Origin of the sequence: Pseudomonas monsensis (assembly GCF_014268495.2) — a bacterium.
GTDB lineage: Bacteria > Pseudomonadota > Gammaproteobacteria > Pseudomonadales > Pseudomonadaceae > Aquipseudomonas > Aquipseudomonas monsensis.
Genome location: NZ_CP077087.1, coordinates 5,502,395 through 5,528,666, shown reverse-complemented (window position 1 = coordinate 5,528,666; position 26,272 = coordinate 5,502,395). Strand labels below are relative to the sequence as shown.

The window sequence follows — 26,272 nt, the reverse complement described above, 5'->3', positions numbered from 1 at the left end:
GCCGTGCGAGATGCGTACCTTTGCCCGCTTTTCGCGGCTATACCCCCCGCCAACCACCCCCCGGAGAGCGCCATGTCCGCTGATCTCGAGCATATCCGTCAAGTCATGCGAGAGGCTGACTGCCTGTACACCGAAGCTGAAGTCGAGGCTGCCATTGCCCGCGTCGGTGCACACATCAACGAACAACTGGCCGAGAGCAACCCTGTGGTGTTCTGCGTGATGAACGGTGGCCTGATCTTCTCCGGCAAACTGCTGACTCATCTGCAGTTCCCGCTGGAAGCGTCCTACCTGCACGCGACCCGCTATCGCAATGAAACCAGCGGTGGCGACCTGTTCTGGAAAGCCAAGCCGGAAGTCTCGTTCATCGACCGCGACGTGCTGATCATCGACGACATCCTCGATGAAGGTCACACCTTGGGCGCGATCATCGACTTCTGCAAACACGCCGGCGCGCGCAAAGTGCACACCGCCGTGCTGATCGACAAGGATCACGACCGCAAGGCGCGTCCTGACCTGAAAGCCGATTTCGTCGGCCTGCCATGCGTTGACCGTTACATCTTCGGTTACGGCATGGACTACAAAGGCTACTGGCGCAACGCCAACGGGATCTTCGCCGTTAAAGGCATGTAATCCGCGCCTCGATCTAAATGTGGGAGCGAGCTTGCTCGCGAAAGCGGTGTATCAGTCGACATCTGTTTTGAATGTCAGTCCGCCTTCGCGAGCAAGCTCACTCCTACAGTTGTTTTGTGTGTGCTGATCCATCCGCGACACCCATGCTAGAGTGCTCGGCCCCGCCCCCGGAGCCTGTCATGCGCCTCTTGATCCGCAGCCTTGCCGCCCTGTTATTGACCCTCAGCCTGCCGCTGTCCGCCGCGCCGATGCACAGTCAGTTCCTGCCGCCGGACGACTTGACCCTGCGCGATGCCGAGCCCGAGCAGCAACAACTGTTGCAAGTCACCGATTATTCCGTGGTCGTGGGCGCGCAACGTCAGTCCAATCAGCAACCCATACCGGTGACCTCGTCGCTGATGATCCGCCTTAAAGGCAAATCGCTGAACAAAGGCGCGACTGTCAATCAAGTGCTCGTCAGTTTCGACGGTGAAAGCAAAAGCCTGAAAAAACCGGTGTATGACGATAAAAGCAAAACCCTGACGCTGTTTTACCCATTGGCGCAGTACCGCGTGGTGATTGATCTGTTGCGCAACGATACCGTGTATGTGCAATTCCTCAGCTACGCCAACGGCCATATCTGGGCCGATTTGCACACTGGCAGCGTGCGCGCGCGTTGAGCCCGGTGGCAGGGCAGGGGTAAACTGCCCGCCCCGTGTAATGTCTGCGAGCTGGAGTCGGCAATGCGTAAAGATAAGAAACAGGTGATTGGTGACGAGATCGGCGATGAGCAGATCAAGCTGTTCCTCGATTTTGAACCGGTCGACGCCACTTCGCCGTCGCTGCACAAACTGGTCAAGGCTTACCGTGGTTTGCGCATCGACGATTTCGAGCGCTTTCTGACGTTCTTCGTTGAAGCTGGCTATGACGTGGATGGCAAGGATGAGCAGGGCAAGACCTTCGTTGATCTGATTGCCGATCAGCGTAACGCTCAGGACTATATCGAACTGATCAACAAGTCACGCACCTGAGATTTCCCGATACCTGTGGCGACGGTTCGCTAAATCCCCTCGCCACAAAGGTCCGGGTTTCAAATTTCAGGCATAAAAAAACGCCCCGCACTCACTGAGTACGGGGCGTTTTTTATGCGGCGCGATCAAGCGAAGCTTGGGGTCTCGCTGCTTTCTTCAACCAGTTCCAGGGCAATGTTGTTCTGCGTGTTGATCTTGCGATACAGCGCAGCATCGGTTTCCAGAACCTTCTCGCGGGCCGGGAAGATCTCTGCCAGTTTGGCAGCCCATTCACCCTTGGCCTTGGCCGGGAAGCATTTCTCGATCAGTTCCAGCATGATCGAAACGGTCACCGAGGCTCCTGGCGAAGCACCGAGCAGCGCGGCGAGGGAACCGTCCTTGGCCGCGACCAGTTCGGTACCGAATTGCAGGATGCCGCCCTTTTTCGGGTCTTTCTTGATGATCTGCACCCGTTGGCCGGCCACTTCCAGGCGCCAGTCTTCGGCTTTCGCCTGCGGGTAGAAACGGCGCAGGGAATCCAGACGCTGCTCCATCGACTGCATCACTTCGCTGACCAGGTACTTGGTCAGGTCCATGTTGTTTTTTGCCACCGCCAGCATCGGCCCGATGTTGCCGGCGCGAACCGACAGCGGCAGGTCCATGAAGGAGCCGTGCTTGAGGAACTTGGTGGTGAAACCGGCGTATGGTCCGAACAGCAGGGACTTCTTGCCGTCGACCACGCGGGTGTCCAGGTGCGGCACGGACATTGGTGGCGAACCCACGGCCGCCTGGCTGTAAACCTTGGCCTGGTGCTGCTTGACCACTTCCGGGTTGTCGCAACGCAGCCACTGGCCGCTGATCGGGAAGCCGCCGAAGCCTTTGCTCTCTTCGATGCCCGAGGCCTGCAGCAACGGCAGCGCCGCGCCACCGGCGCCGAGGAAGACGAACCTGGCGTCGACTTCACGGCTGCTGCCGCTGTTGACGTCCTTGATGCTGACGGTCCAGCCGTTGCCGTTACGCTTGAGACCGGTGACGCGCTTGCAGTATTTGACTTGCGTGTCGGGTGCGCTGGTCAGGTGCTTGAGCAACTGATTGGTCAGGGCGCCGAAGTTGACGTCGGTGCCGTTCATCACGCGGGTCGCGGCGAGGACTTCGTCCGGCGAGCGGCCCGGCATCATCAGCGGCATCCACTCGGCCATTTTGGCCTTGTCTTCGGTGTACTCCATGTCGGCGAAGGCGTGGTGCTTGTGCAGAACCTCGAAACGCTCCTTGAGGAAGGAAACGCCTTTGTCGCCCTGGACGAAACTCAGGTGTGGCACCGGGCTGATGAACGACTTGCACGAGCCGAAGGTGCCTTTTTTGGTCAGGTACGACCAGAACTGCTTGGACACTTCGAACTGGGTGTTGATGTGCACGGCTTTCTTGATGTCGACGGTGCCGTCGGCAGCCTGCGGGGTGTAGTTCAGCTCGCACAGGCCGGCGTGGCCGGTACCGGCGTTGTTCCATGGGTTGGAACTCTCCGCGGCACCGGAATCCATCAGCTCGACGACTTCCAGCTTGATCGCGGGGTCGAGCTCTTTGAGCAGCACTGCCAGGGTGGCGCTCATGATGCCGGCCCCCACCAGAACTACGTCGACTGCTTCGTTATGCGCCATTTAACGCGTCTCCAAAATCTGCAGCACCAAATTGTCGGCATGGCTGCCAGGCATTCAGGGACAGGTCAATTGTGTCCCGGCTATCCGTGGTCAGGTTCGCCATGTCCGAATCTTCGCAATTTTTCGCAACTTCGACGGATGCAGGCGGCCTGGCTTCAAGAGTCACATGAACTCATTTCAGCACGTGGCTGGCAATTCGACTTATGGTCGAGACATCCGTTTTTGTGCAACCAAATCCGTAGCGGACAGGCTTCAGGCTCCGGTATTCGAGGTATATCCGGTCCTGTGTCGTTGGGCTGTTTCAGACGCTAATGGTGCATGTTCAGACGCAAAACTATTCATTTGCTCGCCACACTCTTGTGAAGTTGTGAAAACCCGTTTTTTTCACGCTCTTTTGAAGACGTGAACCTCAAAAAGGGCTGTCCCAGCCTGGCACCCTGCCCGCAAAGGCAAAACAACGCGGTGGCCGAGCGTATGACAGCTCTGCAGATTCGCGAAAAGCAGGGGTTTTGCCGGAAGAACAGGCAAGCGCGCCAACTTCACTCGATCTGTGTGGGCGGCTCTCTGTGGGCGGTTTTGATGTCGATGCATGCGCATTGACGCTGTCGCGGGGCCCGATCAGGAGACGTCCTTATAATCGGGGGGAGATTGTATCGAAGAAATGCGCGGTGTTGCTCGTGTTTAATGACTTTTATTAGGCATCCGGTCAGATGCTCAACATCGCCTGAGCACGTGCGCGGGGCTGCGACGGTATGACGCGGGCGCTGGCCGGCAGTGGCTGGTGCAACCAGTTGAGGCGGATTTCTTCGATTTCGACCCAGCCGTCGCCCATTGGCTGCAGGCTGCATTGCTTGAACGCCTGGCAATGGCCATTGCGATCGAGCAGGGCAAAGCTGCGGTGCAGTGGGCGTGGAGCGAACAACGAGATCAGATAACGCATGGCCGAGTACCTTGTTGGAGGACTGACTGCAAGGTTGCCGGTGGACCATGACGTCACGGTGTATAGGCAGTGAAGAATGTGTGACAGGAACCGCGTTCGACAGGGTTTGTCAGACATTTCAGTATTCATGGTGTGACGCTGGTGACCCGCAGTGGCCCACCGCTATACTGCCGGCCTGTTTGTGCCTGATTCTGGAGATAAGAGCATGTTGCAACGCCTGTTGTTCGGTTTGATCACTGTGGCCGGTTTGACACTGGCCGGCTGCGCCCACAGCCCGCAACAACTGAGTCCGGAGCCGAAGCTGACCACGCAACTGGCACCGGTCGGTCGTGGCCAGCCAGTCATCGTGCGCGTGGTTGACGGTCGTCCGTCGCCAACCCTGGGCACCCGTGGCGGCCTGTACCCGGAAACCAGCGCCATCACCGTGCAGCGCGAGCAGATCCTGCCGAAGCTGCAGGCTCAGGCGGAAGCGGCCGTACGTTTGCTCGGCTTTACCCCGACCAACAACGCGCCTAACGCTCCACAACTGACCGTGACCCTGGCCGAACTGAAGTATCAATCGCCCAAAGAAGGCATGTACGTGACCGAAGCGACCATCGGTGCAACGTTCCGCTCCGACGTACAGAATGCCAATCGCCGTTACAGCGGTCGTTATGGTGCGTCGCTGGATCAGCGTTTCGGCATGGCGCCGAATCAGGAAACCAACACCAAACTGGTCAGCGACGTGTTGAGCGACGCCTTGACCCGTCTGTTCAAGGATCCGACCGTGGGCCAGATCCTCGCCGAATAAGTGTTCGGTAGATGTGAAAAAGCCCGGGGCCAGTGATGGTTTCGGGCTTTTTTGTGGGTGCAGAGTTTGAGAATTGTGGTGTCGGGAAGATCCTTTCCCCCTCACCCCAACCCTCTCCCTCAGGGGGCGAGGGGGAAAGGGAGCCGATTTGCGTTGTTCTTGAGGTCTACATTCACCTCGAAGTTTCAGGTCGATGTACCTCGACCAGACAACCCGGTCAGTCCCTTCTCCCTCCGGGATAGGGTCAGGGTGAGGGTGCTTTTGCTTTCAGGCTGCCTGCGAGTAGAAGTCGAGAACGCTGACACCCGTCAGCAAGTCGGTCTCGGGCAAATCCGCATGCTGATGCCCGCCGAGGGCGCAATACACCAGCCAATGGCGATCCTGCACATTGAAGGCGAGACCGCCGACGAGGCTCTGTTGTTCTTCGTAAGGGGTGATGAGGTACAGACGATCCTGGTTTTCAGCGTGAAGCATGTCGCGTTCCATGTGTGTTTCGAGGCGCGCAGGGTGGCGTATCCACATGACGAAGCCGTGACACAGGACAGCCATCGGTCGATTGTCGGGTTATTTGTCGCAAAGGGTAGGGTAGTGAAGGAGGCTTTCGGTAGAATCCGTGCCGCGGTCGTCGATCTGGCGCCTGCCACACCGATTTAGTCTGAGGTCTGTGATGTCGCTGCACTTGATGACGCTGTTTACCGCCCATCCCGCCAAATTGATCAACCTGCTGGCGCTGGCCCTGGCCTTTCCGGGCAGTTGGCTGCTGCACGCGACCCGTCGTCGTGAACAACGCGCCATGGCCAGCATCGCCGCGCAACGCCAGGCCTTGCCGGACGCCGAGCCGATTCTGGATTGGGCGACGTTGCGCATGAACCGGTTTTTCTATCGCTTCGGATTTGCCTGCCTCGGCCTGGCCTTGCTCATCTCCTGGATCAGCACCCGCTTCTGAAGTTGAGTACATGACCCTCGCCACAAAAGTATGAGGCAGGCATAAAAAACGGCGCCCGAAGGCGCCGTTGTCACGTCTGGTGCATGCCGCTTACAACGGCAACCCAGCCTTGACCCGGTACTGATTGCGCACCGGCGTCGCATATTGCAGCACCAGATACGGACGGTGCTCTTCAGGGCAGGCGTCCAGTCGGCTCTGCCACTCTTCCTGCGCCTTGGCCAGTTCATCGGCCGGGAACACCTCGGCGGCTTTCGGCACGTTCAGTTGCGGATCGGCATCCGCCCACATCGCATACGCCAGGTAGTGCACCGGGAACAGGCGATACCCGCCGAGAATCTGCTTGTCCATCTCGATCGCCAATTGCTTGGTGTCTTCGAACAATTCAGTGATCGGCGCGGCAAAGTTCACGTGCACCCGGCCCTTGTAGCCGGTGATCCCCTTGGCAATGCTTACGTCATCCTCGCCCGGCGCCTTGGCGTAGGTGCCAGTGGTGGCGCGGATGTACAACTCGCGGGCCTTGGCCTGGTCGCACGGGTCGTATTCGTAGCTGATCGACACCGGGGTCAGGTTCAGCGACTGGATGACTTCGCCGAACGGCTCGTCCTTGCGGCTCATGTGGAACATCTTGAGGATCGCCGACTCGGTACGGTCGTCGCCGTCCTTGGCCCGGCCTTCGGCCTGCGCGATCCAGATCGACGCGCAATCGTTGCGGATCGAGTGGTTGATGTACGCCGACAGCAATTGGTACGCGGCCATTTTCTCGCGACGTCCGGTGATCGAACGGTGCACGATGAAACTCTTGTTCAGACGCATCAGGTCGCTGACGAATGGCTTTTGCAGCAGGTTGTCGCCAATCGCGATGCGCGGGGTCGGCAGGCCGGCGTGGTACACGGCGTAGTTGACGAAGGCCGGGTCCATCACGATGTCACGATGGTTGGCGATAAACAGATAGGCACTGCCGGATTTGAATTGCTCGACACCGGTGTAGGTCACGCCGTCGGTGGCGCGCTCGATGGTGTGGTCGACGTAGAACTCGACTTTGTCCTGCAAAGTGGCCACCGAATTGACGTCGGCGAACTCACGACGCAAACGATGGGCTATAAGAGGTTTGAGCATCCAGCCGAAGGCACCGGCAAAACGCGGGAAGCGGAAGTGGGTGAGGATATCTAGAAACGCCTTGTCGCCGAGCAGTCGTGCCAGTACCGCAGGTACTTCGCTGTCGTCGTAAGGTCGGATGGCATCGAATTCGCCCATCATGCTCTCTTGTTGGAAACGGCTAGGGTAAGTAAAGGTTTTGATCGAAAACCCGCGAGGCACGGTCTGAAAAAGTAGCCAGACAAAAATAGCCCTGCAAATAGACCGGCGATTATACGCACAAGTCACCTGGGAGACCGCGATGCTGGAAAGCGCACTGTATGAATGTCCGTATTGTGGTGAAGAGGTCGAGACGACGCTGGACCTGTCCGATGGCGATCAGACCTATATCGAGGACTGTCAGGTGTGTTGTCGACCGATCAAGTTTGTCTTGCAGGTGCACGACGGGGACTGGTTTCTGGAAGTGTTCAGCGAAAACGAATGAGGGGCGCCCATGCAGCGAATCTACGAGCCGGAAAACCTGATGGAAGGCGAGATGCTCAAGGGCATGCTCGCCAGCGAAGGCATCGAGGCGCATCTGGTGGGCCGCGATTTGCTCGGCGGCACGGGGGAGTTGCCGATTTTCGGTCTGCTGGGGCTGTCGGTCGATAACGATCAGGCCGAATACGCCCGCGAGCTGATCACCGCGTACAATGCCGCGCTGCCGCTGCCCGGCGATGAACCGGAGAGCTTCCCCGGGACGCTGGTCTGTTAGGCTGACGTTCGTTTTCTTTCTGAGTCGTGTTGCCCCATGTGTGGACGTTATGCCCTGTTTCGCTGGAACCGCGATTTCGCGGCCCTGCCCGGTTTTCCCGCCGATCAGCAGGCGCAGTGGAACATTTCCCCCAATGATTCGGTGTTGATGCTGCGGGCCGAAGCCGATGGCCAGCGCACGCTGGCCCGCGCCCGTTGGGGGCTGACGCCGCCGTGGCTGACCGACTTGTCGAAAACCCCGGCGCACGCCCGTGCGGAAACCGTGGCCGAACAACCGATGTTTCGTGAAGCCCTGCGCCAGCGCCGTTGCCTGCTGCCGGCCAACGGCTTCTACGAATGGCGCGGGACCCAGCGCAAACGGCCGTTCTGGCTGACGCCGGGGGAGGGCTCATCACTGTTTTTCGCGGCGATCTGGGAGGCCTATCCGGTGCAGGAGCAGGTCTGGTTGAGCACGGCAGTGATTACACAGCCGGCCTCGAGTCAGCGCCGGCCGTTGATTCTCGATGAGGCCGGGCAGGCGGCGTGGCTCGATCCCGAGACGCCGCTACATGTGTTGCAGGGTTTGCTGGCCAGCGAACCTGCGGCGTTGCGCGAGCGGGTGCTGGCGAATCTGATCAATGATCCCAAGCTCAACGGGCCGGAGTGTCTGACCCCGGGCTGAAGCCTGCAGATCAAAAGCCCCTCACCCTAACCCTCTCCCGGAGGGAGAGGGGACTGATTGGGGGATATTGACGGAATACACCGACTGGAAGGTTTTTCACCGAATCCATAATCGCCACGATTTTTCAGGTCGATGTATGACGGTAGACAACTCGGTCAGTCCCCTCTCCCTTTGGGAGAGGGTCAGGGTGAGGGCCTTTTGGCTTTTCAGACCTTGAACTGATTGATCAACCGCCGCTGCTGCTCCGCCAGTTTGGTCAAATCCGCGCTCGCTGAACTCGACTCATCCGCACCCCCCGCCACTTCATTCGCCACCTGACCGATATTGATCACGTTACGGTTGATGTCATCGGCCACCGCGCTCTGTTCTTCCGCCGCGCTGGCAATCTGCGTATTCATGTCGTTGATCACCGACACCGCCTGGGTGATCGTCTCCAGCGCCTCGGCGGCTTTCGCCGCGTGTTGCACACTTTCGTCGGTGCGGTTCTGGCTGTCTTCCATGACCCGCACCACATCGCGGGTGCCCTGTTGCAATTGCTGGATCATGGTCTGGATTTCTTCGGTGGCTTTCTGGGTCTTCTGCGCCAGATTGCGCACCTCGTCCGCCACCACGGCAAAACCACGACCCTGCTCGCCGGCACGGGCCGCTTCGATGGCGGCGTTCAGCGCCAGCAGGTTGGTCTGTTCGGCGATGCCGCGAATGGCGGTGAGGATGGCGTTGATGTTCTCGCTGTCCTTGGCCAGGGTCTGCACCACATCGACAGCCTTGCCGATTTCCAGCGCCAGTACGCCAATCGAATTGGACGTGTCGCGCACGATCTGCATGCCCTGACTGGCTGCCTGATCCGCATGGCTGGCGGCTTGTGCGGCCTGAGTGGCATTGCGTGCGACGTCTTGCGCAGTGGCGGTCATTTCCTGCACCGCCGTGGCGACCTGATCGATTTCGGCCATTTGTTTCTGGATGCCGATGTTGGTGCGAATCGCGATATCAGCCGTGTGTTCCGAGGAATCGCTGACGCTCTGCACTGACGTCACCACTTGGGTGATCATCGCCTGCAACTTGCCCAGAAACGTGTTGAAGCCCTTGGCGATCGAACCCAGTTCATCGCTGCGATCGCTGGTCAAACGTCGGGTCAGATCGCCTTCGCCTTGGGCGATGTCATTGAGCATCGCAACCATTTGTTTCAGCGGTCGGGCGATGCCGTGGCCGACCAGCCAGATCACCAGCAGGCCGAGGCCGGCGATGATCAGGCCGACCATAGCCATGCCGAAGGTGTCGGATTTGCGCTGGGCCTCCAGATCGCCCTGCAGTTTTTGCAGGTCGGCCATCACCGCGTTGAGCGGTAATTGCAGCATCAATGTCCAGCGTGCGTCGGTCTGGCCGATGCCGAAGGGCAGGTACAGTTCGATGCGGCCCTTGTCCTTGTTCACCGAATAGGTGACTTCGCCGCGCTTGAGACTGGCCATGCTGGCGATCTGTTCGGCGTCAAGAATGTCGCTGACCTTCTCACCGAATTTGCTTGGGTCCTTGGTGTAGGCAACGATCCGGCCATTGCCGCCGATCAGGGCCATTTGTCCGGCGCCACTGTAGAGTTTCTGGTTGGCGCCCAGAAGCATTTCCTGGATGAAGTTCACCGACAGGTCAGCGCCAACGATGCCCTGGAACGCGCCGTTGAGCATGATCGGTTCAATAAAGGAGGCGAGCATGACGATCTTGTCGCCGACTTTGTACGGCGCCGGATCGATCACGCAGGATTTCTTGGTTTCTTTCGAGCACAGGTAGTACTCGCTGGCGCGCACGCCGGTGGACAGGGTTTTCTGGTCGTCGACGTCCACCAGTTTGTCCAGGCCGAGGGTGCCGTCATCGTTGCGGAACCACCACGGCAGGAAACGTCCGTTGGCCGCGTCGATCCCTACCACGCTGGTGCCGACATAGGCCGCGTCATTGTGGTCGAGGGCGTTTTTCTCCCAGCCGATGTAGGTGCCGAGAATTTTCGGGTTCTTTTCAACGTTCTCTTTGATCAGGCTGATCAGTTGTTCGCGGCTGACGGTCAGACGTGGCTGGCCGTCGGCACCTGGTGTGCCGAGCAGGGCGTTGACCCGCACCAGGCCGCCGGCAATCAACAGTGGCGCTTCGAGTTCACGCTGGATCTGGCTGACCTGAGTCTGCGCCAGTGAGGTCAGGCGCTGTTCGATGACCTGCTCGAACTGGGTCTGGGTGCGCTGTTGCACCATCTCTTGCGTGCGGGCGCCGGAGAACAGCGCATACAGCACCAGCGCAACGACCACGCTGAGCACGATGGCGCCGGCCAGGGCGGCGACGGAAAACTGGATCGACTTGAACTTCATGGGAGCTCCGCACGCAAGAGGACGTCTGCGCTGTTGTATCGGCAGCCGGCATTGGGCCATGAGTGCGAGCAGGTGCAATTGAAAGCCGATGTCGCAAATGGATCAGTGCGCGACGCAGTTGCACGGGACTTGGCGGTCGCTGTGAATTTTTTACGACAGCGCTGGTGGGAAACATCTGAAAGTCGCTGCAACACGTCCGTTGTATCTGGCGTCGATACAATTACCCGCCTAGGATACGCGGCAGGTTTTCAGGGAGCTTTTGAATGAACAAGACATTGGTTGTAAGTGCACTGAGCGCAGCGCTGTTGCTGGCCGGTTGTCAGTCGGTCAACACCACCAGCGGCGGCGCCGTGGGTGTGGAGCGCAAGCAGTACATGTTCAGCATGCTGTCCTCGCAAGAGGTCGACCAGATGTATGCCCAGTCGTATCAGAAGACCGTTGGCGAGGCTTCCAGCAAAGGTGTGCTCGACAAGACCAGCCCGGAGGCCAAACGGGTGCAGGCGATTGCCAACCGCCTGATCGCCCAGGCGCCGAACTTCCGTCCGGATGCGGCGCAGTGGCAGTGGGAAGTCAATCTGATCAAGAGCGATGAGCTCAACGCCAACTGTGGGCCGGGCGGCAAGATCATTTTCTACACCGGGCTGATCGACAGCCTGAAACTGACCGACGATGAAATCGCTGCGGTCATGGGCCATGAAATCGCCCACGCCTTGCGCGAGCACGGTCGTGAAGCGATGTCCAAGGCCTATGGCATTGAAATGGCCAAGCAAGGCGCGGGTGCACTGCTCGGTCTTGGTCAGGACAGCCTGGCGCTGGCCGACACCGTGGCCAACTACGGCATGACCCTGCCCAACAGCCGCGCCAACGAAAACGAAGCCGACCTGATCGGTCTCGAGCTGGCCGCCCGCGCCGGGTACAACCCGAACGCGGCGATCACCCTGTGGAACAAGATGAGCAAGGCCTCGGAAGGCGCACCGCCGGAGTTCATGAGCACGCACCCGGCGTCGTCCAGCCGGATCGCCTCGTTGCAGGCGGCGATTCCGAAGGTCATGCCGCTTTACAACAGTAGCAAGCAGTAAGCTGCAAGCTGCAAGTCAAAGCAGACTCGCTTGGCTTGCAGCTCGTTGCTTGAAGCTTGCAGCTGCTTTAAACCCAGCCACTGCTCTGCATCGCCTTGTACACCGCCACGATTGCCAGAATCATGAATGCCGAGGCCGCGAGGCGACGGATCAAGGTCAGCGGCAATTTGTCCGCAGCAAAGTTACCCGCCAATACCACTGGCACGTTGGCAATCAACATGCCCGCCGTAGTACCGATAATCACCAGCCACAGTTCCGGATATTGCGCGGCGAGCATCACCGTCGCGACCTGAGTCTTGTCGCCCATTTCGGCGAGGAAAAACGCAATCAGCGTGGTCAGAAACGGCCCGAACTTGCGTGCGGTGCTGGTTTCATCGTCATCCATCTTGTCCGGAACCAGCGTCCACAGCGCAGTGGCCGTAAAGCTTGCGGCGAGAATCCAGTGCAGCGTCGCATTCGAGAAGAAACTGCCAAACCAGGCACCTACCGCACCGGCTGCCGCGTGGTTGGCCAGGGTCGCGGCGACGATACCGGCAATGATCGGCCAGGGTTTGCGAAAGCGAGCGGCGAGAATCAGTGCGAGCAGTTGCGTCTTGTCGCCGATTTCGGCCAAGGCAACGATTGCGGTGGGAACGAGTAATGAGTCCAGCATCAGGATTTCCTAAGGGGCGGGTCGACACGGCTATGACACGTACAGCCTTCCCGCCCCGGGTAAGGTGTGCGTGTCATAGGTCTTGTCAAACCCTGCGAACCGTCTGGTGCGGTCGCTTGGGTCGCATGCGCCATGATCTGAGGATCAAGTATGTTGACGCATGCCGGACGAGCTTGGCGCTCGTGGGAGACTACTCCCCTAGGACGGAGCGGATTCTGCCTAGGCAAATCCGATAGAGCAAGCCTCTTTTTGAAAAGAAGTTTCAGCCGCGCTTGGCCCGGTAAATCCGGAAACCATTGCCTTCGGCCTTGATCGCACACACGCCCAGATGCTCTTCGATCAGTGGCTGATACTTCAGGAAGCTGTTCGCAACTAGCCGCAGTTCGCCACCGTTTTTCAGATGTTTCGCCGCTTTTCGCAGCAAGTTCTCCGTGGCGAAATAATCGGTGTGCACGCCGACATGGAACGGCGGATTGCTCAGGATCGCGTTCAAACCCATCGGCGCAGCGTCGATGCCGTCGCCAGTGATCACCTCGGCTTCCAGACCATTGGCCGCCAAGGTGAGGCGACTGCTTGCGGCGGCGAAGGCATCGACATCCAGCAGCGTGACCTGATTGTGTGGGTAACGACGCTTGACCGCCGCGCCCAGTACACCGGCACCACAACCGAAATCGAGCAGATGTCCGCTCGGCAGTTTGTCCAGGTGTTCCAGCAGCAAGGCGCTGCCGCGATCCAGTCGGCCGTGGCTGAACACCCCCGGCAGGCTGATGACTTTCAATGGGCCTTCGGCCAGTGGCAGCTCGTAAGTCTGGGCCAGGCTTTCCAGGGATTTGGCTTCAGGCGCGTTGGCCACGGTGACTTGCCACAGTTGGCAGTGTCGCGCGCTGTCGAGTTTGCGCGGCTTGCCAAACGGGTTGAGTTGCTTGGACGCACCCTCGATGCCACTGCGTTTTTCGCCAACCAGAAACACCTCGCGCCCGGCCAGACGCGAGGCCACGGCGTTGAGGATGTAATCGGTCAGGTCTTTGGACTTGGGCAAAAACACCACGGCGCTGTCGAACTCACGCTGAGGAATCTCCACGCCAAAATGGCTGCGACCCTCGAAACGCGCGTCGAGTGCGGCTTGATCACCCGCGTGCCAGCACCAGCCAAACGCATCGGGCAGGCGCCCGAGCAAATCGTCGGCGGGCAAACCGGCGAGCAACAGCGAACCCTGGAATAACTCGGCCTGACGAAGCAGTACTTCACTGCGCGGATCCATAACTGCTCCTCGAAAAAAAAGTGCCGCAGTTTATCAACTGACGACCCGCAGCGCCTTACCGCTGAAGAACGCCTGAGCGTTTTCGGTCAATTGACCCACGATGCGCTGCCGTGCTTCGCGGCTGCCCCAGGCATTGTGCGGGGTGACGATCAAACGCGGGATGTCGGCGGCCAGCAACGGATTGCCGTTGACCGGTGGCTCGACACTCAATACGTCGGTGGCCGCACCGCCCAGATGACCGTTGCGCAAGGCATCGGCCAGGGCTTGTTCATCGACCAGCCCGCCACGGGCAGTGTTGACCACGAAGGCGCCGGGTTTCATCGACGCCAGTTCGCGGGCACCGATGAAGTGGCGGGTGTGTTCGTTGAGCGGGCAATGCAGGGTCAGGGCATCAATCTGTGGCAGCAATTCGTTCAGGGGCAAGCGATCCGGTCGGGCAGGGCGCCCCGGAATCTGCCCGAGCAGTACGCGCATGCCAAAGGCCTCAGCCAGTCGCGCGACGGCGCCGCCGAGTTCGCCGTGACCGAGCAGGCCGAGGGTTTTGCCTTCCAGTTCGACGATCGGGTAGTCCAACAGGCAGAACTGTTTCGCTTGCTGCCAGCGACCGGCGGCTACGGCTTTCTGGTAATCGGCCAGGCGCGTGGCGAGGTTGAGCAGCAGCATGATGGTGTGCTGCGCCACGGATGGCGTGCCGTAACCCTGACAGTTGCACACCGTGATGCCGTGGTCGCGGGCCGCGTCCAGGTCGACGTTATTGGTGCCGGTGGCGGTGATCAGGATCAGCTGCAGATCCGGGCTGGCGGCCATCGCAGCGGCGTCGATGCGGATTTTGTTGGTGATCGCTACCGTGGCGCCGTGCAGGCGCTCGCTGACTTGTTCGGGCAAGGTCTGGGCGAACAGTTGCAAGTCACTGAAGCAGGCACGCAAAGGGCCAAGGTCGAGATCGCCGAGATCCAGTGAAGGGTGATCAAGGAATACGGCGCGGCGCGGGTTCGTCATCAACTGTACCTTTTGTGCTCGGAACGGAAGGCGTAATCTGCCGAGCCTACCAGATGAAACAATTGGTTACTCAGAGCACAAAAGTCTGATGCGATGCATCGCAATGTGGATAACGCTGTGACGAGGGGATTTATCCCCGTTGGCGCGCGAAGCGCGCCCTGAAACTGGTAATCGTGTTGAAACAGTGACAGCACATGCACTGAATTTACGACTGCTGCGCAGCCGAACGGGGATAAATCCCCTCGCCACAGGTTCGAGTTCGCCGCGCATTTATTTTTCACCAAGCTGCCCCAGAGGAGCCCCCATGTACTGGACCGAGTTCTTGACCGTTGCATTGATCCACCTGCTGGCCGTGGCCAGCCCCGGCCCGGACTTTGCCGTGGTGGTGCGCGAGAGCGTGACCCACGGGCGCCGCGCCGGCACCTGGACCGCGCTCGGTGTGGGCACGGCGATTTTCCTCCACGTCGGTTATTCGCTGCTGGGCATCGGTCTGATCGTGTCGCAATCAATCATGCTGTTCAACGCGCTGAAGTGGGCGGCGGCGGCTTATCTGCTGTATATCGGCTTCAAGGCGTTGCGCGCGCAGCCGGCGAAAACCGTGACCGATGATCTGCACAAGGAAGCCGGCGTGCGCACAGCCCGCGGTGCGTTCACTTCGGGCTTCGTCACCAACGGCCTGAACCCGAAAGCGACGCTGTTCTTCCTGTCGCTGTTCACCGTGGTGATTAACCCGCACACCCCGCTGGCGGTGCAGGCCGGCTACGGGATTTACCTGGCAGTCGCGACTGCGATCTGGTTCTGCCTCGTTGCGATGCTGTTCAGTCAGCAACGCGTACGCGCCGGTTTCGCCCGCATGGGCCATTGGTTTGACCGCACCATGGGGGCGGTGCTGATCGCGCTCGGCGTGAAAATCGCCTTCACCGAAATGCACTGATCGCACACCCCCCCCCGATTCAAATTTGGGGGGTGGGTGGTGTGCGATTTCTACGCGAGTTCGCTGAGTTTGCTCAGGGTATTCAGATACTCGCGGGGATTTTCCCCAAGCAAACGGCAAAACATCGCACTGAACGCCCGCGCGCTGCCGTAACCCAAGTCCCGTGCCACACGCTGCACGCTGTCCCCGGCGAGCAGGCGTGGCAGGGCTTCCATCAGGCGCAGTTGCTGGCGCCAGGCGTTGAAACTCATCTGCAATTGCTGCTGAAACAGCCGTGCCAACGTGCGTGAGCTGGCGCCGACCTGCTGCGCCCAGTCTTCCAGCGTATTGGGATGGTCGGGGCTATGCAGCAGCGCCAGACAGATGTTTTGCAGACGCCGGTCAGTCGGCATCGGAATGTGCAGCGGCAGGTTTTCCAGGCTGGCGAGTTCTTCCAGCATCAACTGTTGAATCAGTGGATTGTCGGCATGCGGCGGCCCTTGCACCGCGCGCAGAATCAATTCGCGCAGTAACGGCGTCACCGCCAATACGCAGCAATGTTGCAGGCTGGCGGGCGACAGTTCTGGCGCGATGAACAGCGAACGCATCTGCACATCGCCGCTCATGAAAATCTCGTGCGCGACCTCGGGCGGAATCCACACCGCGCGACTCGGCGGAATCACCCACGCGCCCGATGCCGTGACCACACGCATGATCCCGCTGGCCGCATACAACAACTGCGCCTCGCGGTGCAGATGCAGCGGTTGATGCGCGCCGTCCAGATAATCCCGGGGGTAGGCGCTCACCGGGCCGTGTTCGAAGTGGCTGATCAACATGTCTGATTCAATGACTTGGTAGGCAGAAATGTGCTTTCCGGCCAACTTAGCATAAGCGGCTCATCACTACGTAAAGCGTGCTGCCATGAATCAATCGACCAATGTCATCCGTTACATCAACGCCGCCCATGTGATCGATCACATGTTCATGCTGATTTTTCCCGCCGCCGTGCTCGGCATGACGCAGGCCTTCGGTCTCGACTACGCCACGCTGATCGGCTTGTCACTGGGCGGTTTCATTGCCTTCGGCGCCTGTTCGCTACCCGCCGGTTGGCTGGGTGATCGCTGGAGTCGGCGGCAGATGATGCTGGTGTTTTTCTTCGGCATCGGTGCCTCGGCTATTTTTACCGGCCTGAGTAACAGTCCGACGATGCTGGTGATCGGCCTGACCCTGATCGGTATTTTCGCCGCGATTTATCACCCGGTCGGTACGGCGATGCTGGTCGCTTACGCGCAGAACCGTGGCCGCGAAATCGGCATCAATGGCATGTGGGGCAATCTTGGCGTGGCGTTTTCGGCGCTGGTCACCGGGCTGCTGGTGGCGCAATTTGGCTGGCGCTTGGCGTTTCTGTTACCCGGCGCGGTGGCCGTTGTGCTGGGTTTTGGTTTTGCCGGGCAGGTGCGTGAAGAACCGATTCCGAAACGTCCGCACACGCCTCTCAAAGGCGCCGCCGGACAGCGTATTTCGATGGTCATGGTTTTTGGTGTGCTGGCGCTGGCCACAGCCACCGGCGGCGTGGTGTTCAACGCCACCACCATGACTTATCCGAAACTGTTCCAGGAGCGTTTGCAGGAGCTGTTCGCCTCACCGCAAACCCTTGGCGTGGTGGTCAGTCTGGCCTATGCCTTTGGTGCGGTGGCGCAGTTGAGCATTGGCCGGGTGTTGCACCGGCTCAGCCTGAAGTGGCCGTTTGTCGTGCTGACGGTGTGCCAGGCGCCGCTGCTGTTTGCGCTCGCTTATGCCGATGGCTGGGCGGTGATCGCACTCGGTGCGGCGTTCATGTTCGTGGTGTTCGGTCAGGTCACGGTGAACGATGCGATGGTCGCGAACTTCGTCGCCCCGCAGTGGCAATCGCGGGTGTTTGCCCTGCGTTACTGTTTATCGTTCGGTGCCAGCGCGACGGCGATTCCGCTGATTTCCTATGTCGAACCGCGCCATGGTTTTGTAGGCCTTTACTTGATTCTCGCGGGTTTCGGCGCACTGACCTTCCTCGGGGCAATGGTTTTCCCGCGGACGCCTTCTGAAGAGGCTGTAGGACAAACAGCCTGATAGCTGACGAAAACCGGCAAATGCTGGCGCAAAGCTAGCATTTGTACGGTTCTGCAAATCATTCCTTTGGCTGATTTGGCTGGCGTATAAGGGTTCTAGAGTACCAAGCTCTACGCCAACACCGTGCAGCCAGAAAAGGGATTCATATGTTGCAGACTCGCGTCATTCCCCCGGCCGATGGGGCCTACCAGTATCCATTGCTGATCAAGCGGCTGCTGATGTCCGGCGCCCGTTACGAGAAAACCCGCGAGATCATCTACCGTGACCAGTTGCGCTACAGCTATCCGACCCTGATAGAACGTGTGGCGCGCCTGGCCAACGTGCTGACGGCCGCCGGTGTGAAGGCCGGTGACACGGTGGCGGTGATGGACTGGGACAGCCATCGTTACCTGGAATGCATGTTTGCCATTCCGATGATCGGCGCGGTGATCCACACCATCAACGTGCGTCTGTCGCCGGAACAGATTCTCTACACCATGAACCACGCCGAGGACCGCTTCGTGCTGGTCAACAGCGAGTTCGTCGGGCTGTATCAGGCCATCGCGCCGCACCTGACCACGGTCAAGAAAACCCTGTTGCTGACCGATCTGCCGGAAAAAACCGCCGAGCTGCCGAATCTGGTCGGCGAGTACGAGCAGTTGCTGGCCGCCGCGAGTGCGCAGTACGACTTTCAGGACTTCGACGAAAATTCGGTCGCCACCACGTTCTACACCACGGGCACCACCGGCAACCCGAAGGGCGTGTACTTCACCCATCGGCAACTGGTGCTGCACACCATGGGCGTGTCGACCATCATGGGCGCGATCGACAGCGTGCGCCTGCTCGGCACCAACGACGTGTACATGCCGATCACGCCGATGTTCCACGTGCACGCCTGGGGGCTGCCGTACGTCGCGACCATGCTCGGCCTCAAGCAGGTTTATCCGGGGCGTTACGACCCGGAATTCCTGGTCGAGCTGTGGCGCAAGGAAAAGGTCACGTTCTCCCATTGCGTGCCGACCATCCTGCAAATGCTGCTCAACGCCAAAGGCGCGCAAGACACCGACTTCGGCGGCTGGAAGATCGTCATCGGTGGCAGCGCGCTCAACCGCACGCTGTATGAAACCGCCAAGGCGCGCGGCATCCAGCTGACCGCCGCGTATGGCATGTCCGAGACCGGGCCGCTGGTGTCCTGTGCCCACCTCAATGATGAACTGATGGCCGGCACCGAAGACGAGCGCACCACCTACCGGATCAAGGCCGGTGTGCCGGGGCCGCTGGTCGAGGCGGCGATCGTTGACGCAGAGGGCAACTTCCTGCCCGCCGACGGCGAAACCCAGGGCGAACTGGTGCTGCGTGCGCCGTGGCTGACCGAAGGTTATTTCAACGAGCCGCAGAAGGGCGCCGAGCTCTGGGCCGGCGGCTGGCTGCACACCGGCGATGTGGCCACGCTCGACAGCATGGGCGTGATCGACATTCGCGACCGCATCAAGGACGTGATCAAGACCGGCGGCGAATGGATCTCTTCGCTGGACCTCGAAGACCTGATCAGTCGTCACGCGGGGGTACGCGAAGTAGCAGTGGTGGGCATTGCCGATCCGCAGTGGGGCGAGCGCCCGTTTGCCTTGCTGGTGATCCGTGAAGGGCACGTGATCGGGGCGCGCGAGCTCAAGGAACACCTCAAGCCGTTCGTGGAACTGGGGCACCTGAGCAAGTGGGCGATTCCGAGTCAGATTGCCCTTGTTACCGAAATTCCCAAGACCAGCGTCGGCAAGCTCGACAAGAAGCGCATCCGCCTCGACATCACCGAATGGCAGGCCAACAACAGCACCTTCCTCTCGACACTTTGAGTGTCCGCTGGCGCGCCGAAAACGGCGCGCCAGACCCACCAAGCAAGCGCTTGGCTTGTGAAATCGAAAAAATCAGCCATCCTTGCCGTGCCGACTTGTGTCGGACTGGCGAAAGGACTGTTCCAGAGTGGTTGGCGGCTGCAAATCACACTTTAGAGGGATCAAGCAGTACCACCTGCTGGCTATAGTCCGCTCAAGGATTTTTAAGAACGGGGCACACGCACAAAACGGGGCGATGCATCTTTGGAGTGACTTCGGGCTGTCTCTGGCACCCGGTCCTTCAGCGTTTTTAAAAGTACTCACTGCCATAACAATAATGCACATGGAGTAGCGTCGATGACCTCAGTAAACCAGTTCTGGCGCCGGGCGAAACTGCCTCTGGCGGTCAGTCTTGCCTCTTCGCTCGCCGGGCCCGCATTCGGCGTCAGTTTCAACGTCGGTGAAATCGAGGGCCAGTTCGACTCGTCCCTGTCGATCGGTGCCAGTTGGTCTACTCAGCAACCGAACAAGAACCTGATCGGCGTCAACAACGGCGGCCACGGCCTGTCGCAGACCTCCGATGACGGTCACGCCAACTTCAAGAGCGGTGAAACCTTCTCGAAGATCTTCAAGGGTATCCATGACCTTGAACTCAAGTATGGCGACACCGGGGTGTTCGTCCGTGGCAAATACTGGTACGACTTCGAACTCAAGGATGAAAGCCGCGAGTTCAAGGACATCAGCGATTCGGGCCGCAAGGAAGGCGCCAAGTCGTCCGGCGGGCAGATCCTCGACGCCTTCGTCTACCACAACTATGCGATTGCCGATCAGCCGGGTTCCGTGCGTCTGGGCAAGCAGGTCGTGAGCTGGGGTGAAAGTACCTTCATCGGTGGCGGCATCAACTCGATCAACCCGATCGACGTGTCTGCGTTCCGTCGTCCGGGTGCCGAGATCAAGGAAGGCCTGATCCCGGTCAACATGTTCTACGTCTCGCAGAGCCTGACCGAAAACCTTTCGGCCGAAGCGTTCTATCAACTGGAATGGGACCAGACTGTCGTCGATAACTGCGGTACGTTCTTCTCGCAGCCGGACATCGTCGCCGACGGTTGCAACGACAACCTGCGCGTGCTGAACAAGCGTTCGCAAATCCCGGCCGTGGCCCTCGGCCCACTGGCCGCCAACGGCGTCAATGTCAACCAGGAAGGTGTGCTGGTCCGTCGCGGTCCTGATCGGGACGCTCGAGACAGTGGCCAGTGGGGCGCGTCCTTCAAGTACATGTACGAACCGCTGGACACCGAGTTCGGCGCCTACTTCATGAACTACCACAGCCGTGCGCCAATCTTCAGCGCCACCGGTGCTCCGCAATCGGTTTACAACACGGCACGCGCGCTGCCGGGGCCTTTTGCGGCACTCGCCCCCCTGCTGGTCGCGGGTAACTCGAACTACTTCATTGAATACCCTGAAGACATTCGCCTCTACGGTCTGAGCTTCTCCACCACCCTGCCTACCGGTACGGCGTGGAGCGGTGAGATCAGCTACCGTCCGAACGCACCGGTGCAGCTGAACTCCACCGACATCCTGTTCGCCGGCGTTCGTCCGCTGGGCGGCGCACTGACCAACGCTTCGCTGCTCACCGGCGTTCCTGGCCAGGATCTGCATGGCTATGAGCGCAAGGAAATCACCCAGATCCAGACGACCTTCACGCACTTCTTCGATCAGGTCATGGGCGCCAGCCGTCTGACCCTCGTCGGCGAAGTCGGCGCGACCTACGTCGGCGGGCTGGAAAGCCGTTCCGACAAGCGTTATGGCCGCGATCCGGTGTACGGCCCGGGTGAGTTGCCGGCCACTGGCGGCGTCAATACCTGCGCCAACATTCTCAACGCCAGCACCATCAATGGTGCGGGCCCAGGTTCGCCGCAGAACAACCGCAGCCGCAATTGCGACAACGACGGCTTCACCACATCAATGTCGTGGGGCTACCGCGGTCGCGCCATCTGGGAATACAACGACGTGTTTGCCGGCGTGAACCTCAAGCCGAACGTGGCCTGGTCCCACGACGTCAGCGGTTACTCGCCAGGCCCTGGCGGCAACTTCGAGGAAGGTCGCAAGGCGGTCAGCCTGGGCGTCGACGCCGAGTACCAGAACACCTACACCGCAAGCCTGGCTTACACCAACTTCTTTGACGGCAAGTACACCACCGTGGATGACCGTGACTTCGTTGCGCTCAGCTTTGGCGTGAACTTCTAAGCACTGCATTTTCAGGACGAACGAATTTATGAAAATAACAAAGAGTCTGTTCCACGCCGGTGTTCTGGGCCTGTCATTGCTGGCGACCGGCGTCATGGCGGCGGTGCCTGCCGCCGAAGCCGACAAGCTGGGCAAGAGCCTGACCCCGATGGGCGCCGAAATGGCCGGCAACGCCGACGGTTCGATCCCGGCCTGGAAGCCGCTGCCGAAGAACGCTGGCAGCGTCGACAGCAAAGGTTTCCTGTCCAACCCGTACGCCAGTGAACAGCCGCTGTTCACCATCACTGCCAAAGACGTCGACAAGTACAAGGACAAGCTTGCACCGGGCCAGTACGCGATGTTCAAGCGTTATCCGGACACCTTCAAAATGCCGGTCTATCCGTCCCATCGCGGTGCGACCGTGCCGGATGACGTGTTTGCCGCGATCAAGAAGAACGCCACCAACACCAATCTGGTGTCCGGCGGCAACGGTCTGGAAAACTTCGAAACGGCGGTGCCGTTCCCGATTCCGAAAAGCGGCGTGGAAGTCATCTGGAACCACATCACCCGCTATCGCGGCGGCAGCGTGACCCGTCTGGTGACCCAGGCCACGCCGCAGCCGAACGGTTCGTTCAGCCTGGTGTACTTCCAGGACCAGTTCGTGTTCCGCGACAAGATGAAGGACTACGACCCGAAAAATCCGGGCAACATCCTGTTCTACTTCAAGCAGAAAGTGACTGCGCCGGCGCGTCTGGCCGGTGGTGTGCTGCTGGTGCACGAGACCCTCGACCAGGTGAAAGAGCCACGTTCGGCGTGGGTCTACAACGCCGGTCAGCGTCGTGTGCGCCGTGCGCCACAAGTGTCCTATGACGGTCCGGGTACTGCCGCCGACGGTCTGCGTACCTCCGACAACCTCGACATGTACAACGGTGCACCGGATCGCTACGACTGGAAGCTTGAAGGCAAGAAAGAGATGTACATCGCCTCCGACAGCTACAAGCTCGACGATCCGAAGCTGAAGTACACCGACATCATCAAGGCCGGTCACATCAACCAGGATCTGGCGCGTTACGAGCTGCGCCGCGTCTGGCACGTGGTTGCAACCCTGAAAGAAGGTCAGCGTCACATCTACGCCAAGCGTGACTTCTACATCGACGAGGACACCTGGCAGGCCGCCGTGATCGACCACTACGACGGTCGCGGTCAGCTGTGGCGCGTAGCCGAAGCGCATGCCGAGAACTACTACGACAAGCAAGTGCCGTGGTATGCCCTGGAAACCCTCTACGACCTGCAATCGGGCCGTTATCTGGCGCTGGGCATGAAGAACGAAGAGAAACAGGCGTATGACTTCGGCTTCACCGCCACCACCAGCGATTTCACCCCGGCCGCGCTGCGTCAGGACGGTGTTCGCTAAACCGTTGTAAAAACCGAGGCCGCATCCTCGTGGAACGCCCCGACTGGTTCGGGGCGTTTTTTTTGCTTTTGCAGGCGTTGCCGGAAGACGTGTGCAGGGGCGTGTAGTCTTTTTGTAGCCATTTGTAGCAGCAACCTTCATAACCGGTTCGTTTAAGGCTAGTCTGCGGACATCTGCAACGCCGCCAACAGCAATTCGAACAAGAGCCGGCCATGACTGATCTGTCCCCGCTTCCGGGTCCCGCAAGTGTTGCCGTCACGGCATTGGACGGGCGTTTTTTTCGCCCGCCGTTGCCGGACGGCTACGTGTTGCGACCACGCCTTTGCGAGCGCCTGCAAGCCGGGCTCGGTGGACGGCTGTTGCTGGTCAGTGCCCCCGCCGGGTTCGGCAAGAGTTCACTGGCGATAGAGTTCTGTCAGAGCTTGCCGGAGCATTGGCAAAGTCTGTGGCTGGGTTTGAGCCCGCGTGACAGCGATCCCGGACGCTTTCTCGAACGCCTGCTCGAAGGCTTGCAGGACTACTTCCCGCAATTGGGTAGCCGCGCACTCGGCCTGTTGAAAATGCGCCAACGCCATCAGCCCTTTGCCTTCGAGGAATGGCTCGACGGCATGCTCGATGAGTTGGCGCTGCACCTCGACCCTGCGACGCCACTGTTACTGGTACTCGACGATTACCATCTCGCCCAAGGGCCGGTGCTCGACCGCTGCCTGCAATTTTTCCTCAATCATCTGCCCGATGGCTTGCTGGTCATGGTCACCAGCCGCCAGCGCCCGGACTGGCATCTGGCGCGCTTGCGGCTGTCGCGCCAACTGCTTGAACTCAATGAGCAGGATCTGCGCCTGACCCACGACGAAGCCTTGTCTCTGCTTGATCGACACAGCACGTCACTGCGCGGCGAGGCGCTGGAGAACCTGATCCAGCGCAGCGAGGGCTGGGTCGCCGGGTTGCGTTTCTGGCTCCTGGCAGCGTCCGAAGCCGGCAGCGAGGCGGCCTTGCCGCAAGCGCTGAACGGCGGGGAAGGGCTGATCCGTGATTACCTGCTTGAAGAAGTGATTGATTGCCTGCCGCCCGAAGTACAGGCGTTTCTCTATGACACGGCGCCGCAGGAACGCTTCTGCAGCGAACTCTGCGACGCCGTGCGCGAAGCCCATGACAGCGGCGAGATCCTGCGTTTTCTGCTGGCGCACCAGGTGTTTCTGGTGCCGCTGGACGAACACGGCCACTGGTATCGCTATCACCATCTGTTTTCCGATCTATTGCGCAGTCGGCCATTCGCTCAGGCGCTGGTGCCGACCGCCACTCTGCACTTGCGCGCCTGTCGCTGGTTCAACGCACAGGGCTTGCTCGACGAGGCCGTGGAGCAAGCGTTGCGTGCCGGCCATCTCGACGTGGCGGCGAATCTGGTGCAGAACCTGTCCGAGGAGCAATTGCTGGCCGAGCAAAACGTCGGCATGTTGCTGCGCTGGAAAATGGACTTGCCCGACAGCCTGCTGATCAGCACCCCGCGCCTGATCGTGCTGTACAGCTGGGCGCTGGGGCTGGCGTGTCAGCTCGATGCTGCCGAGGAGCTTGCCAGCCATCTGAGCCGTTTCCTGCCGGCACCTTCGGCCACCGCGCAAAAGTCGATGCTGGCGCAATGGCTGGCGTTGAGCGGGATCATCGCCCGGGGGCGCGGACATCGAGAACTGACGATCCGATATTGCACCGAGGCTTTGGAGAGCTTGCCAGCCAAGCGCTACGGCCAGCGGTTGATGTGCCTGTCGACATTGTCCAACCTCGCGATTGCCGACGGCGACCTGTGGCGCGCCCGAGGCTTGAATCGTGAATCCCTCGAACTCGCGCAACGCGTCGGCAATCCCTTGTTCGAGGCGCTGGCGCATTACGACCGTGCCCGCGTCCTGCAATCGCGTGGCGAAATTCTGCGCGCACTGGATGAAGTGCATCAGGGCCTGGAGCGCTTGCGTGGCCTGTCGCCGCAACGCTTGTATGCGGTGCGCGCACGGTTGACGTTGTACGAAGGCTTCCTGCTGGCGATGCGCTTGCAGCCTCAGGCCGCACGCGTGCGATTACTGGCCGGTATCGGTGAGGCACGAGCCTGCCGCGACATCAGTGTGTTGATCGGGCACTGCGTGATCGCCAGGCTGGACGGTACGACTGGCGAGTTCGCCAAGGCCTTCGCCGAACTGGCCGAAGCCGAGCGCCTGATGCACATCTGGGATGTGCCGCCGATTTACTATCTGGCGATGATCACCCTGGTCAAATGCGAATTGTGGCTGGCGCAGGGGCGCACCGATCTGGCCGAGGCCTGGCTGGCGCGACTCGGGCAAACCTATACCGGTGAGCGTGCGGCGGCGCCGCCGGAGTTTCATCCGCAATTGCCGTTGCATGTCGAACTGCAGCAGGCACTGCTCGACATGATTCAAGGGCAGCCGATGCTCGCCGAAGGACGCTTGAACGTGCTGCATGAAAACGGCCAGCAGACCGGGCGGCAATTGCTCAGCGTGATGGCGTTGACGCAGAAAGTGGCGTTACTGCTGGCGACCGGACGCGAACCGGAAGCGCGCAAGGTGTTGAGTCAGGCACTGGAGGCGGCGGCGGGAGGGGTCTTGCAACCCTTTAACGAGTTGCTGAAAAGTCATGCAGACTGGATGCGCGGGGCACTATTGAATTCTCCCGTTTCGGTCGGGCAATACTTGCTGGAACACTGTGCGCTGATAACAAATCGCCCGGCCATCGAATCTTTGCCGGCGGAGCAACTGAGTGCTCGGGAACTGGCGGTTTTGCGTCTGATTGCGCAAGGTTGCTCGAATCAGGAGATCAGTGATCGGTTGTTCATTTCGTTGCACACCGTAAAAACCCATGCCAGTCATATCAACAGCAAGCTCGGCGTTGAGCGACGCACACAAGCGGTGGCCCGGGCGCAGGAACTCGGCATGTTGTCGTAGCGGGTGAAGTGCACATAAAAAAGCCCCGAACCAGTCGGGGCTTTGATTTTTATCCGGCCTGC

Annotated in this window: 24 protein-coding genes, 1 pseudogene and 1 riboswitch; of the genes and pseudogenes, 15 read left to right on the top strand and 10 right to left on the bottom strand. The window is 60.1% G+C overall.

All coding sequences use genetic code 11. The features are described 5' to 3' along the window. The first annotated feature begins 72 nt into the window (after window positions 1–72). The 3 genes from HV782_RS24350 to HV782_RS24340 all read left to right on the top strand — a co-directional run bounded on the left by HV782_RS24350 (window position 73) and on the right by HV782_RS24340 (window position 1,640). Window positions 73–630, top strand: coding sequence for a hypoxanthine-guanine phosphoribosyltransferase (locus HV782_RS24350; protein WP_123463072.1), 558 nt, complete (start codon window positions 73–75; stop codon window positions 628–630). A gap of 179 nt (window positions 631–809) precedes the next feature. Further along, window positions 810–1,289: a hypothetical protein gene (locus tag HV782_RS24345; protein ID WP_128614482.1), complete on the top strand. Its 480-nt coding sequence runs from the start codon at window positions 810–812 to the stop codon at window positions 1,287–1,289. Between the two features lie 63 nt (window positions 1,290–1,352). Beyond that, entirely contained in the window at window positions 1,353–1,640 is a 288-nt protein-coding gene (locus tag HV782_RS24340) for a PA4642 family protein (protein ID WP_123463076.1), read from the top strand. 125 nt (window positions 1,641–1,765) lie between these two features. Here the strand turns inward: HV782_RS24340 and mqo are convergent, their stop codons facing one another. Beyond that, window positions 1,766–3,274: a malate dehydrogenase (quinone) gene (gene mqo / locus HV782_RS24335; protein WP_123463077.1), complete on the bottom strand. Its 1,509-nt coding sequence runs from the start codon at window positions 3,272–3,274 to the stop codon at window positions 1,766–1,768. Between the two features lie 706 nt (window positions 3,275–3,980). Further along, entirely contained in the window at window positions 3,981–4,214 is a 234-nt protein-coding gene (locus tag HV782_RS24330; protein ID WP_123463079.1) for a hypothetical protein, read from the bottom strand. A gap of 205 nt (window positions 4,215–4,419) precedes the next feature. Here HV782_RS24330 and HV782_RS24325 point away from each other — a divergent pair, with 205 nt between their 5' ends. Continuing rightward, a complete protein-coding gene (locus HV782_RS24325; RefSeq protein WP_123463081.1) occupies window positions 4,420–5,004 on the top strand; it encodes a YajG family lipoprotein in 585 nt (194 codons plus the stop codon). A gap of 267 nt (window positions 5,005–5,271) precedes the next feature. Here the strand turns inward: HV782_RS24325 and HV782_RS24320 are convergent, their stop codons facing one another. Then, window positions 5,272–5,478: a hypothetical protein gene (locus tag HV782_RS24320; protein ID WP_123463209.1), complete on the bottom strand. Its 207-nt coding sequence runs from the start codon at window positions 5,476–5,478 to the stop codon at window positions 5,272–5,274. 193 nt (window positions 5,479–5,671) lie between these two features. On the opposite strand from HV782_RS24320, the gene HV782_RS24315 reads away from it, so the two are divergent. Beyond that, entirely contained in the window at window positions 5,672–5,950 is a 279-nt protein-coding gene (locus HV782_RS24315; protein WP_123463083.1) for a hypothetical protein, read from the top strand. Between the two features lie 90 nt (window positions 5,951–6,040). On the opposite strand, the gene HV782_RS24310 is transcribed toward HV782_RS24315, so the two are convergent. Then, window positions 6,041–7,204 (bottom strand): 1-acyl-sn-glycerol-3-phosphate acyltransferase, encoded by a 1,164-nt coding sequence (locus tag HV782_RS24310; RefSeq protein ID WP_177490484.1) that lies wholly within the window; start codon window positions 7,202–7,204, stop codon window positions 6,041–6,043. 142 nt (window positions 7,205–7,346) lie between these two features. On the opposite strand from HV782_RS24310, the gene HV782_RS24305 reads away from it, so the two are divergent. The 3 genes from HV782_RS24305 to HV782_RS24295 are packed head-to-tail and all read left to right on the top strand — an operon-like array spanning window position 7,347 to window position 8,459. Further along, a complete protein-coding gene (locus HV782_RS24305) occupies window positions 7,347–7,529 on the top strand; it encodes a CPXCG motif-containing cysteine-rich protein (RefSeq protein ID WP_128614484.1) in 183 nt (60 codons plus the stop codon). 9 nt (window positions 7,530–7,538) lie between these two features. Further along, entirely contained in the window at window positions 7,539–7,799 is a 261-nt protein-coding gene (locus HV782_RS24300) for a putative signal transducing protein (RefSeq protein WP_025109321.1), read from the top strand. A 36-nt stretch (window positions 7,800–7,835) separates the two neighbouring features. Continuing rightward, entirely contained in the window at window positions 7,836–8,459 is a 624-nt protein-coding gene (locus HV782_RS24295; protein ID WP_123463089.1) for an SOS response-associated peptidase, read from the top strand. A 206-nt stretch (window positions 8,460–8,665) separates the two neighbouring features. Here HV782_RS24295 and HV782_RS29085 read toward each other — a convergent pair whose 3' ends face one another. After that, complete coding sequence (locus HV782_RS29085) at window positions 8,666–9,409, bottom strand: methyl-accepting chemotaxis protein (RefSeq protein WP_371748317.1); 744 nt, start codon at window positions 9,407–9,409, stop codon at window positions 8,666–8,668. Between the two features lie 111 nt (window positions 9,410–9,520). Continuing rightward, window positions 9,521–9,718 (bottom strand): annotated as a pseudogene (locus HV782_RS29080) (HAMP domain-containing protein); the annotation flags it as partial. Between the two features lie 1,352 nt (window positions 9,719–11,070). Here HV782_RS29080 and HV782_RS24285 point away from each other — a divergent pair. Next, on the top strand, window positions 11,071–11,886 hold the full coding sequence (locus HV782_RS24285; RefSeq protein WP_123463092.1) for a M48 family metallopeptidase: 816 nt from the start codon (window positions 11,071–11,073) through the stop codon (window positions 11,884–11,886). Window positions 11,887–11,953: 67 nt separating this feature from the next. Here HV782_RS24285 and HV782_RS24280 read toward each other — a convergent pair whose 3' ends face one another. The 3 genes from HV782_RS24280 to HV782_RS24270 all read right to left on the bottom strand — a co-directional run bounded on the left by HV782_RS24280 (window position 11,954) and on the right by HV782_RS24270 (window position 14,798). Then, complete coding sequence (locus HV782_RS24280) at window positions 11,954–12,538, bottom strand: TMEM165/GDT1 family protein (protein WP_077574495.1); 585 nt, start codon at window positions 12,536–12,538, stop codon at window positions 11,954–11,956. Between the two features lie 87 nt (window positions 12,539–12,625). After that, window positions 12,626–12,750: riboswitch (yybP-ykoY riboswitch) on the bottom strand. 50 nt (window positions 12,751–12,800) lie between these two features. Further along, window positions 12,801–13,799 carry a methyltransferase gene (locus HV782_RS24275; protein ID WP_123463094.1) on the bottom strand — a complete coding sequence of 333 codons (999 nt, stop codon included), beginning with the start codon at window positions 13,797–13,799 and terminating at the stop codon, window positions 12,801–12,803. 33 nt (window positions 13,800–13,832) lie between these two features. Then, entirely contained in the window at window positions 13,833–14,798 is a 966-nt protein-coding gene (locus HV782_RS24270) for a 2-hydroxyacid dehydrogenase (protein ID WP_186747993.1), read from the bottom strand. Window positions 14,799–15,102: 304 nt separating this feature from the next. Between HV782_RS24270 and HV782_RS24265 the strand changes: the two genes are divergently transcribed. After that, window positions 15,103–15,732, top strand: a complete 630-nt coding sequence (locus tag HV782_RS24265; protein WP_166221232.1) for a LysE family translocator — start codon at window positions 15,103–15,105, stop codon at window positions 15,730–15,732. 50 nt (window positions 15,733–15,782) lie between these two features. On the opposite strand, the gene HV782_RS24260 is transcribed toward HV782_RS24265, so the two are convergent. Continuing rightward, a complete protein-coding gene (locus HV782_RS24260) occupies window positions 15,783–16,547 on the bottom strand; it encodes an AraC family transcriptional regulator (RefSeq protein ID WP_128614459.1) in 765 nt (254 codons plus the stop codon). 85 nt (window positions 16,548–16,632) lie between these two features. On the opposite strand from HV782_RS24260, the gene HV782_RS24255 reads away from it, so the two are divergent. From HV782_RS24255 to HV782_RS24235, 5 genes are all read left to right on the top strand, one after another. Beyond that, a complete protein-coding gene (locus HV782_RS24255) occupies window positions 16,633–17,817 on the top strand; it encodes an MFS transporter (RefSeq protein ID WP_186747992.1) in 1,185 nt (394 codons plus the stop codon). A 146-nt stretch (window positions 17,818–17,963) separates the two neighbouring features. Further along, window positions 17,964–19,646: a fatty acid--CoA ligase gene (locus HV782_RS24250; protein ID WP_186747991.1), complete on the top strand. Its 1,683-nt coding sequence runs from the start codon at window positions 17,964–17,966 to the stop codon at window positions 19,644–19,646. A gap of 336 nt (window positions 19,647–19,982) precedes the next feature. Next, the gene (locus HV782_RS24245) at window positions 19,983–21,872 is read left to right on the top strand and encodes a DUF1302 domain-containing protein (RefSeq protein ID WP_128614461.1); all 1,890 of its coding nucleotides are present in this window, start codon (window positions 19,983–19,985) and stop codon (window positions 21,870–21,872) included. A gap of 28 nt (window positions 21,873–21,900) precedes the next feature. Continuing rightward, complete coding sequence (locus tag HV782_RS24240) at window positions 21,901–23,265, top strand: DUF1329 domain-containing protein (RefSeq protein ID WP_128614462.1); 1,365 nt, start codon at window positions 21,901–21,903, stop codon at window positions 23,263–23,265. Between the two features lie 212 nt (window positions 23,266–23,477). Then, on the top strand, window positions 23,478–26,210 hold the full coding sequence (locus HV782_RS24235; RefSeq protein WP_186747990.1) for a winged helix-turn-helix domain-containing protein: 2,733 nt from the start codon (window positions 23,478–23,480) through the stop codon (window positions 26,208–26,210). The last annotated feature ends 62 nt before the right edge of the window (window positions 26,211–26,272 follow it).

Excerpts from the sequence above, each read along its gene's own strand:
- HV782_RS24350 (WP_123463072.1), top strand. The coding sequence starts at position 73 with ATGTCCGCTGATCTCGAGCATATCCGTCAAGTCATGCGAGAGGCTGAC.
- HV782_RS24345 (WP_128614482.1), top strand. The coding sequence starts at position 810 with ATGCGCCTCTTGATCCGCAGCCTTGCCGCCCTGTTATTGACCCTCAGC.
- HV782_RS24340 (WP_123463076.1), top strand. The coding sequence starts at position 1,353 with ATGCGTAAAGATAAGAAACAGGTGATTGGTGACGAGATCGGCGATGAG.
- mqo (WP_123463077.1), bottom strand. The coding sequence starts at position 3,274 with ATGGCGCATAACGAAGCAGTCGACGTAGTTCTGGTGGGGGCCGGCATC.
- HV782_RS24330 (WP_123463079.1), bottom strand. The coding sequence starts at position 4,214 with ATGCGTTATCTGATCTCGTTGTTCGCTCCACGCCCACTGCACCGCAGC.
- HV782_RS24325 (WP_123463081.1), top strand. The coding sequence starts at position 4,420 with ATGTTGCAACGCCTGTTGTTCGGTTTGATCACTGTGGCCGGTTTGACA.
- HV782_RS24320 (WP_123463209.1), bottom strand. The coding sequence starts at position 5,478 with ATGCTTCACGCTGAAAACCAGGATCGTCTGTACCTCATCACCCCTTAC.
- HV782_RS24315 (WP_123463083.1), top strand. The coding sequence starts at position 5,672 with ATGTCGCTGCACTTGATGACGCTGTTTACCGCCCATCCCGCCAAATTG.
- HV782_RS24310 (WP_177490484.1), bottom strand. The coding sequence starts at position 7,204 with ATGGGCGAATTCGATGCCATCCGACCTTACGACGACAGCGAAGTACCT.
- HV782_RS24305 (WP_128614484.1), top strand. The coding sequence starts at position 7,347 with ATGCTGGAAAGCGCACTGTATGAATGTCCGTATTGTGGTGAAGAGGTC.
- HV782_RS24300 (WP_025109321.1), top strand. The coding sequence starts at position 7,539 with ATGCAGCGAATCTACGAGCCGGAAAACCTGATGGAAGGCGAGATGCTC.
- HV782_RS24295 (WP_123463089.1), top strand. The coding sequence starts at position 7,836 with ATGTGTGGACGTTATGCCCTGTTTCGCTGGAACCGCGATTTCGCGGCC.
- HV782_RS29085 (WP_371748317.1), bottom strand. The coding sequence starts at position 9,409 with ATGGCCGAAATCGATCAGGTCGCCACGGCGGTGCAGGAAATGACCGCC.
- HV782_RS24285 (WP_123463092.1), top strand. The coding sequence starts at position 11,071 with ATGAACAAGACATTGGTTGTAAGTGCACTGAGCGCAGCGCTGTTGCTG.
- HV782_RS24280 (WP_077574495.1), bottom strand. The coding sequence starts at position 12,538 with ATGCTGGACTCATTACTCGTTCCCACCGCAATCGTTGCCTTGGCCGAA.
- HV782_RS24275 (WP_123463094.1), bottom strand. The coding sequence starts at position 13,799 with ATGGATCCGCGCAGTGAAGTACTGCTTCGTCAGGCCGAGTTATTCCAG.
- HV782_RS24270 (WP_186747993.1), bottom strand. The coding sequence starts at position 14,798 with ATGACGAACCCGCGCCGCGCCGTATTCCTTGATCACCCTTCACTGGAT.
- HV782_RS24265 (WP_166221232.1), top strand. The coding sequence starts at position 15,103 with ATGTACTGGACCGAGTTCTTGACCGTTGCATTGATCCACCTGCTGGCC.
- HV782_RS24260 (WP_128614459.1), bottom strand. The coding sequence starts at position 16,547 with ATGTTGATCAGCCACTTCGAACACGGCCCGGTGAGCGCCTACCCCCGG.
- HV782_RS24255 (WP_186747992.1), top strand. The coding sequence starts at position 16,633 with ATGAATCAATCGACCAATGTCATCCGTTACATCAACGCCGCCCATGTG.
- HV782_RS24250 (WP_186747991.1), top strand. The coding sequence starts at position 17,964 with ATGTTGCAGACTCGCGTCATTCCCCCGGCCGATGGGGCCTACCAGTAT.
- HV782_RS24245 (WP_128614461.1), top strand. The coding sequence starts at position 19,983 with ATGACCTCAGTAAACCAGTTCTGGCGCCGGGCGAAACTGCCTCTGGCG.
- HV782_RS24240 (WP_128614462.1), top strand. The coding sequence starts at position 21,901 with ATGAAAATAACAAAGAGTCTGTTCCACGCCGGTGTTCTGGGCCTGTCA.
- HV782_RS24235 (WP_186747990.1), top strand. The coding sequence starts at position 23,478 with ATGACTGATCTGTCCCCGCTTCCGGGTCCCGCAAGTGTTGCCGTCACG.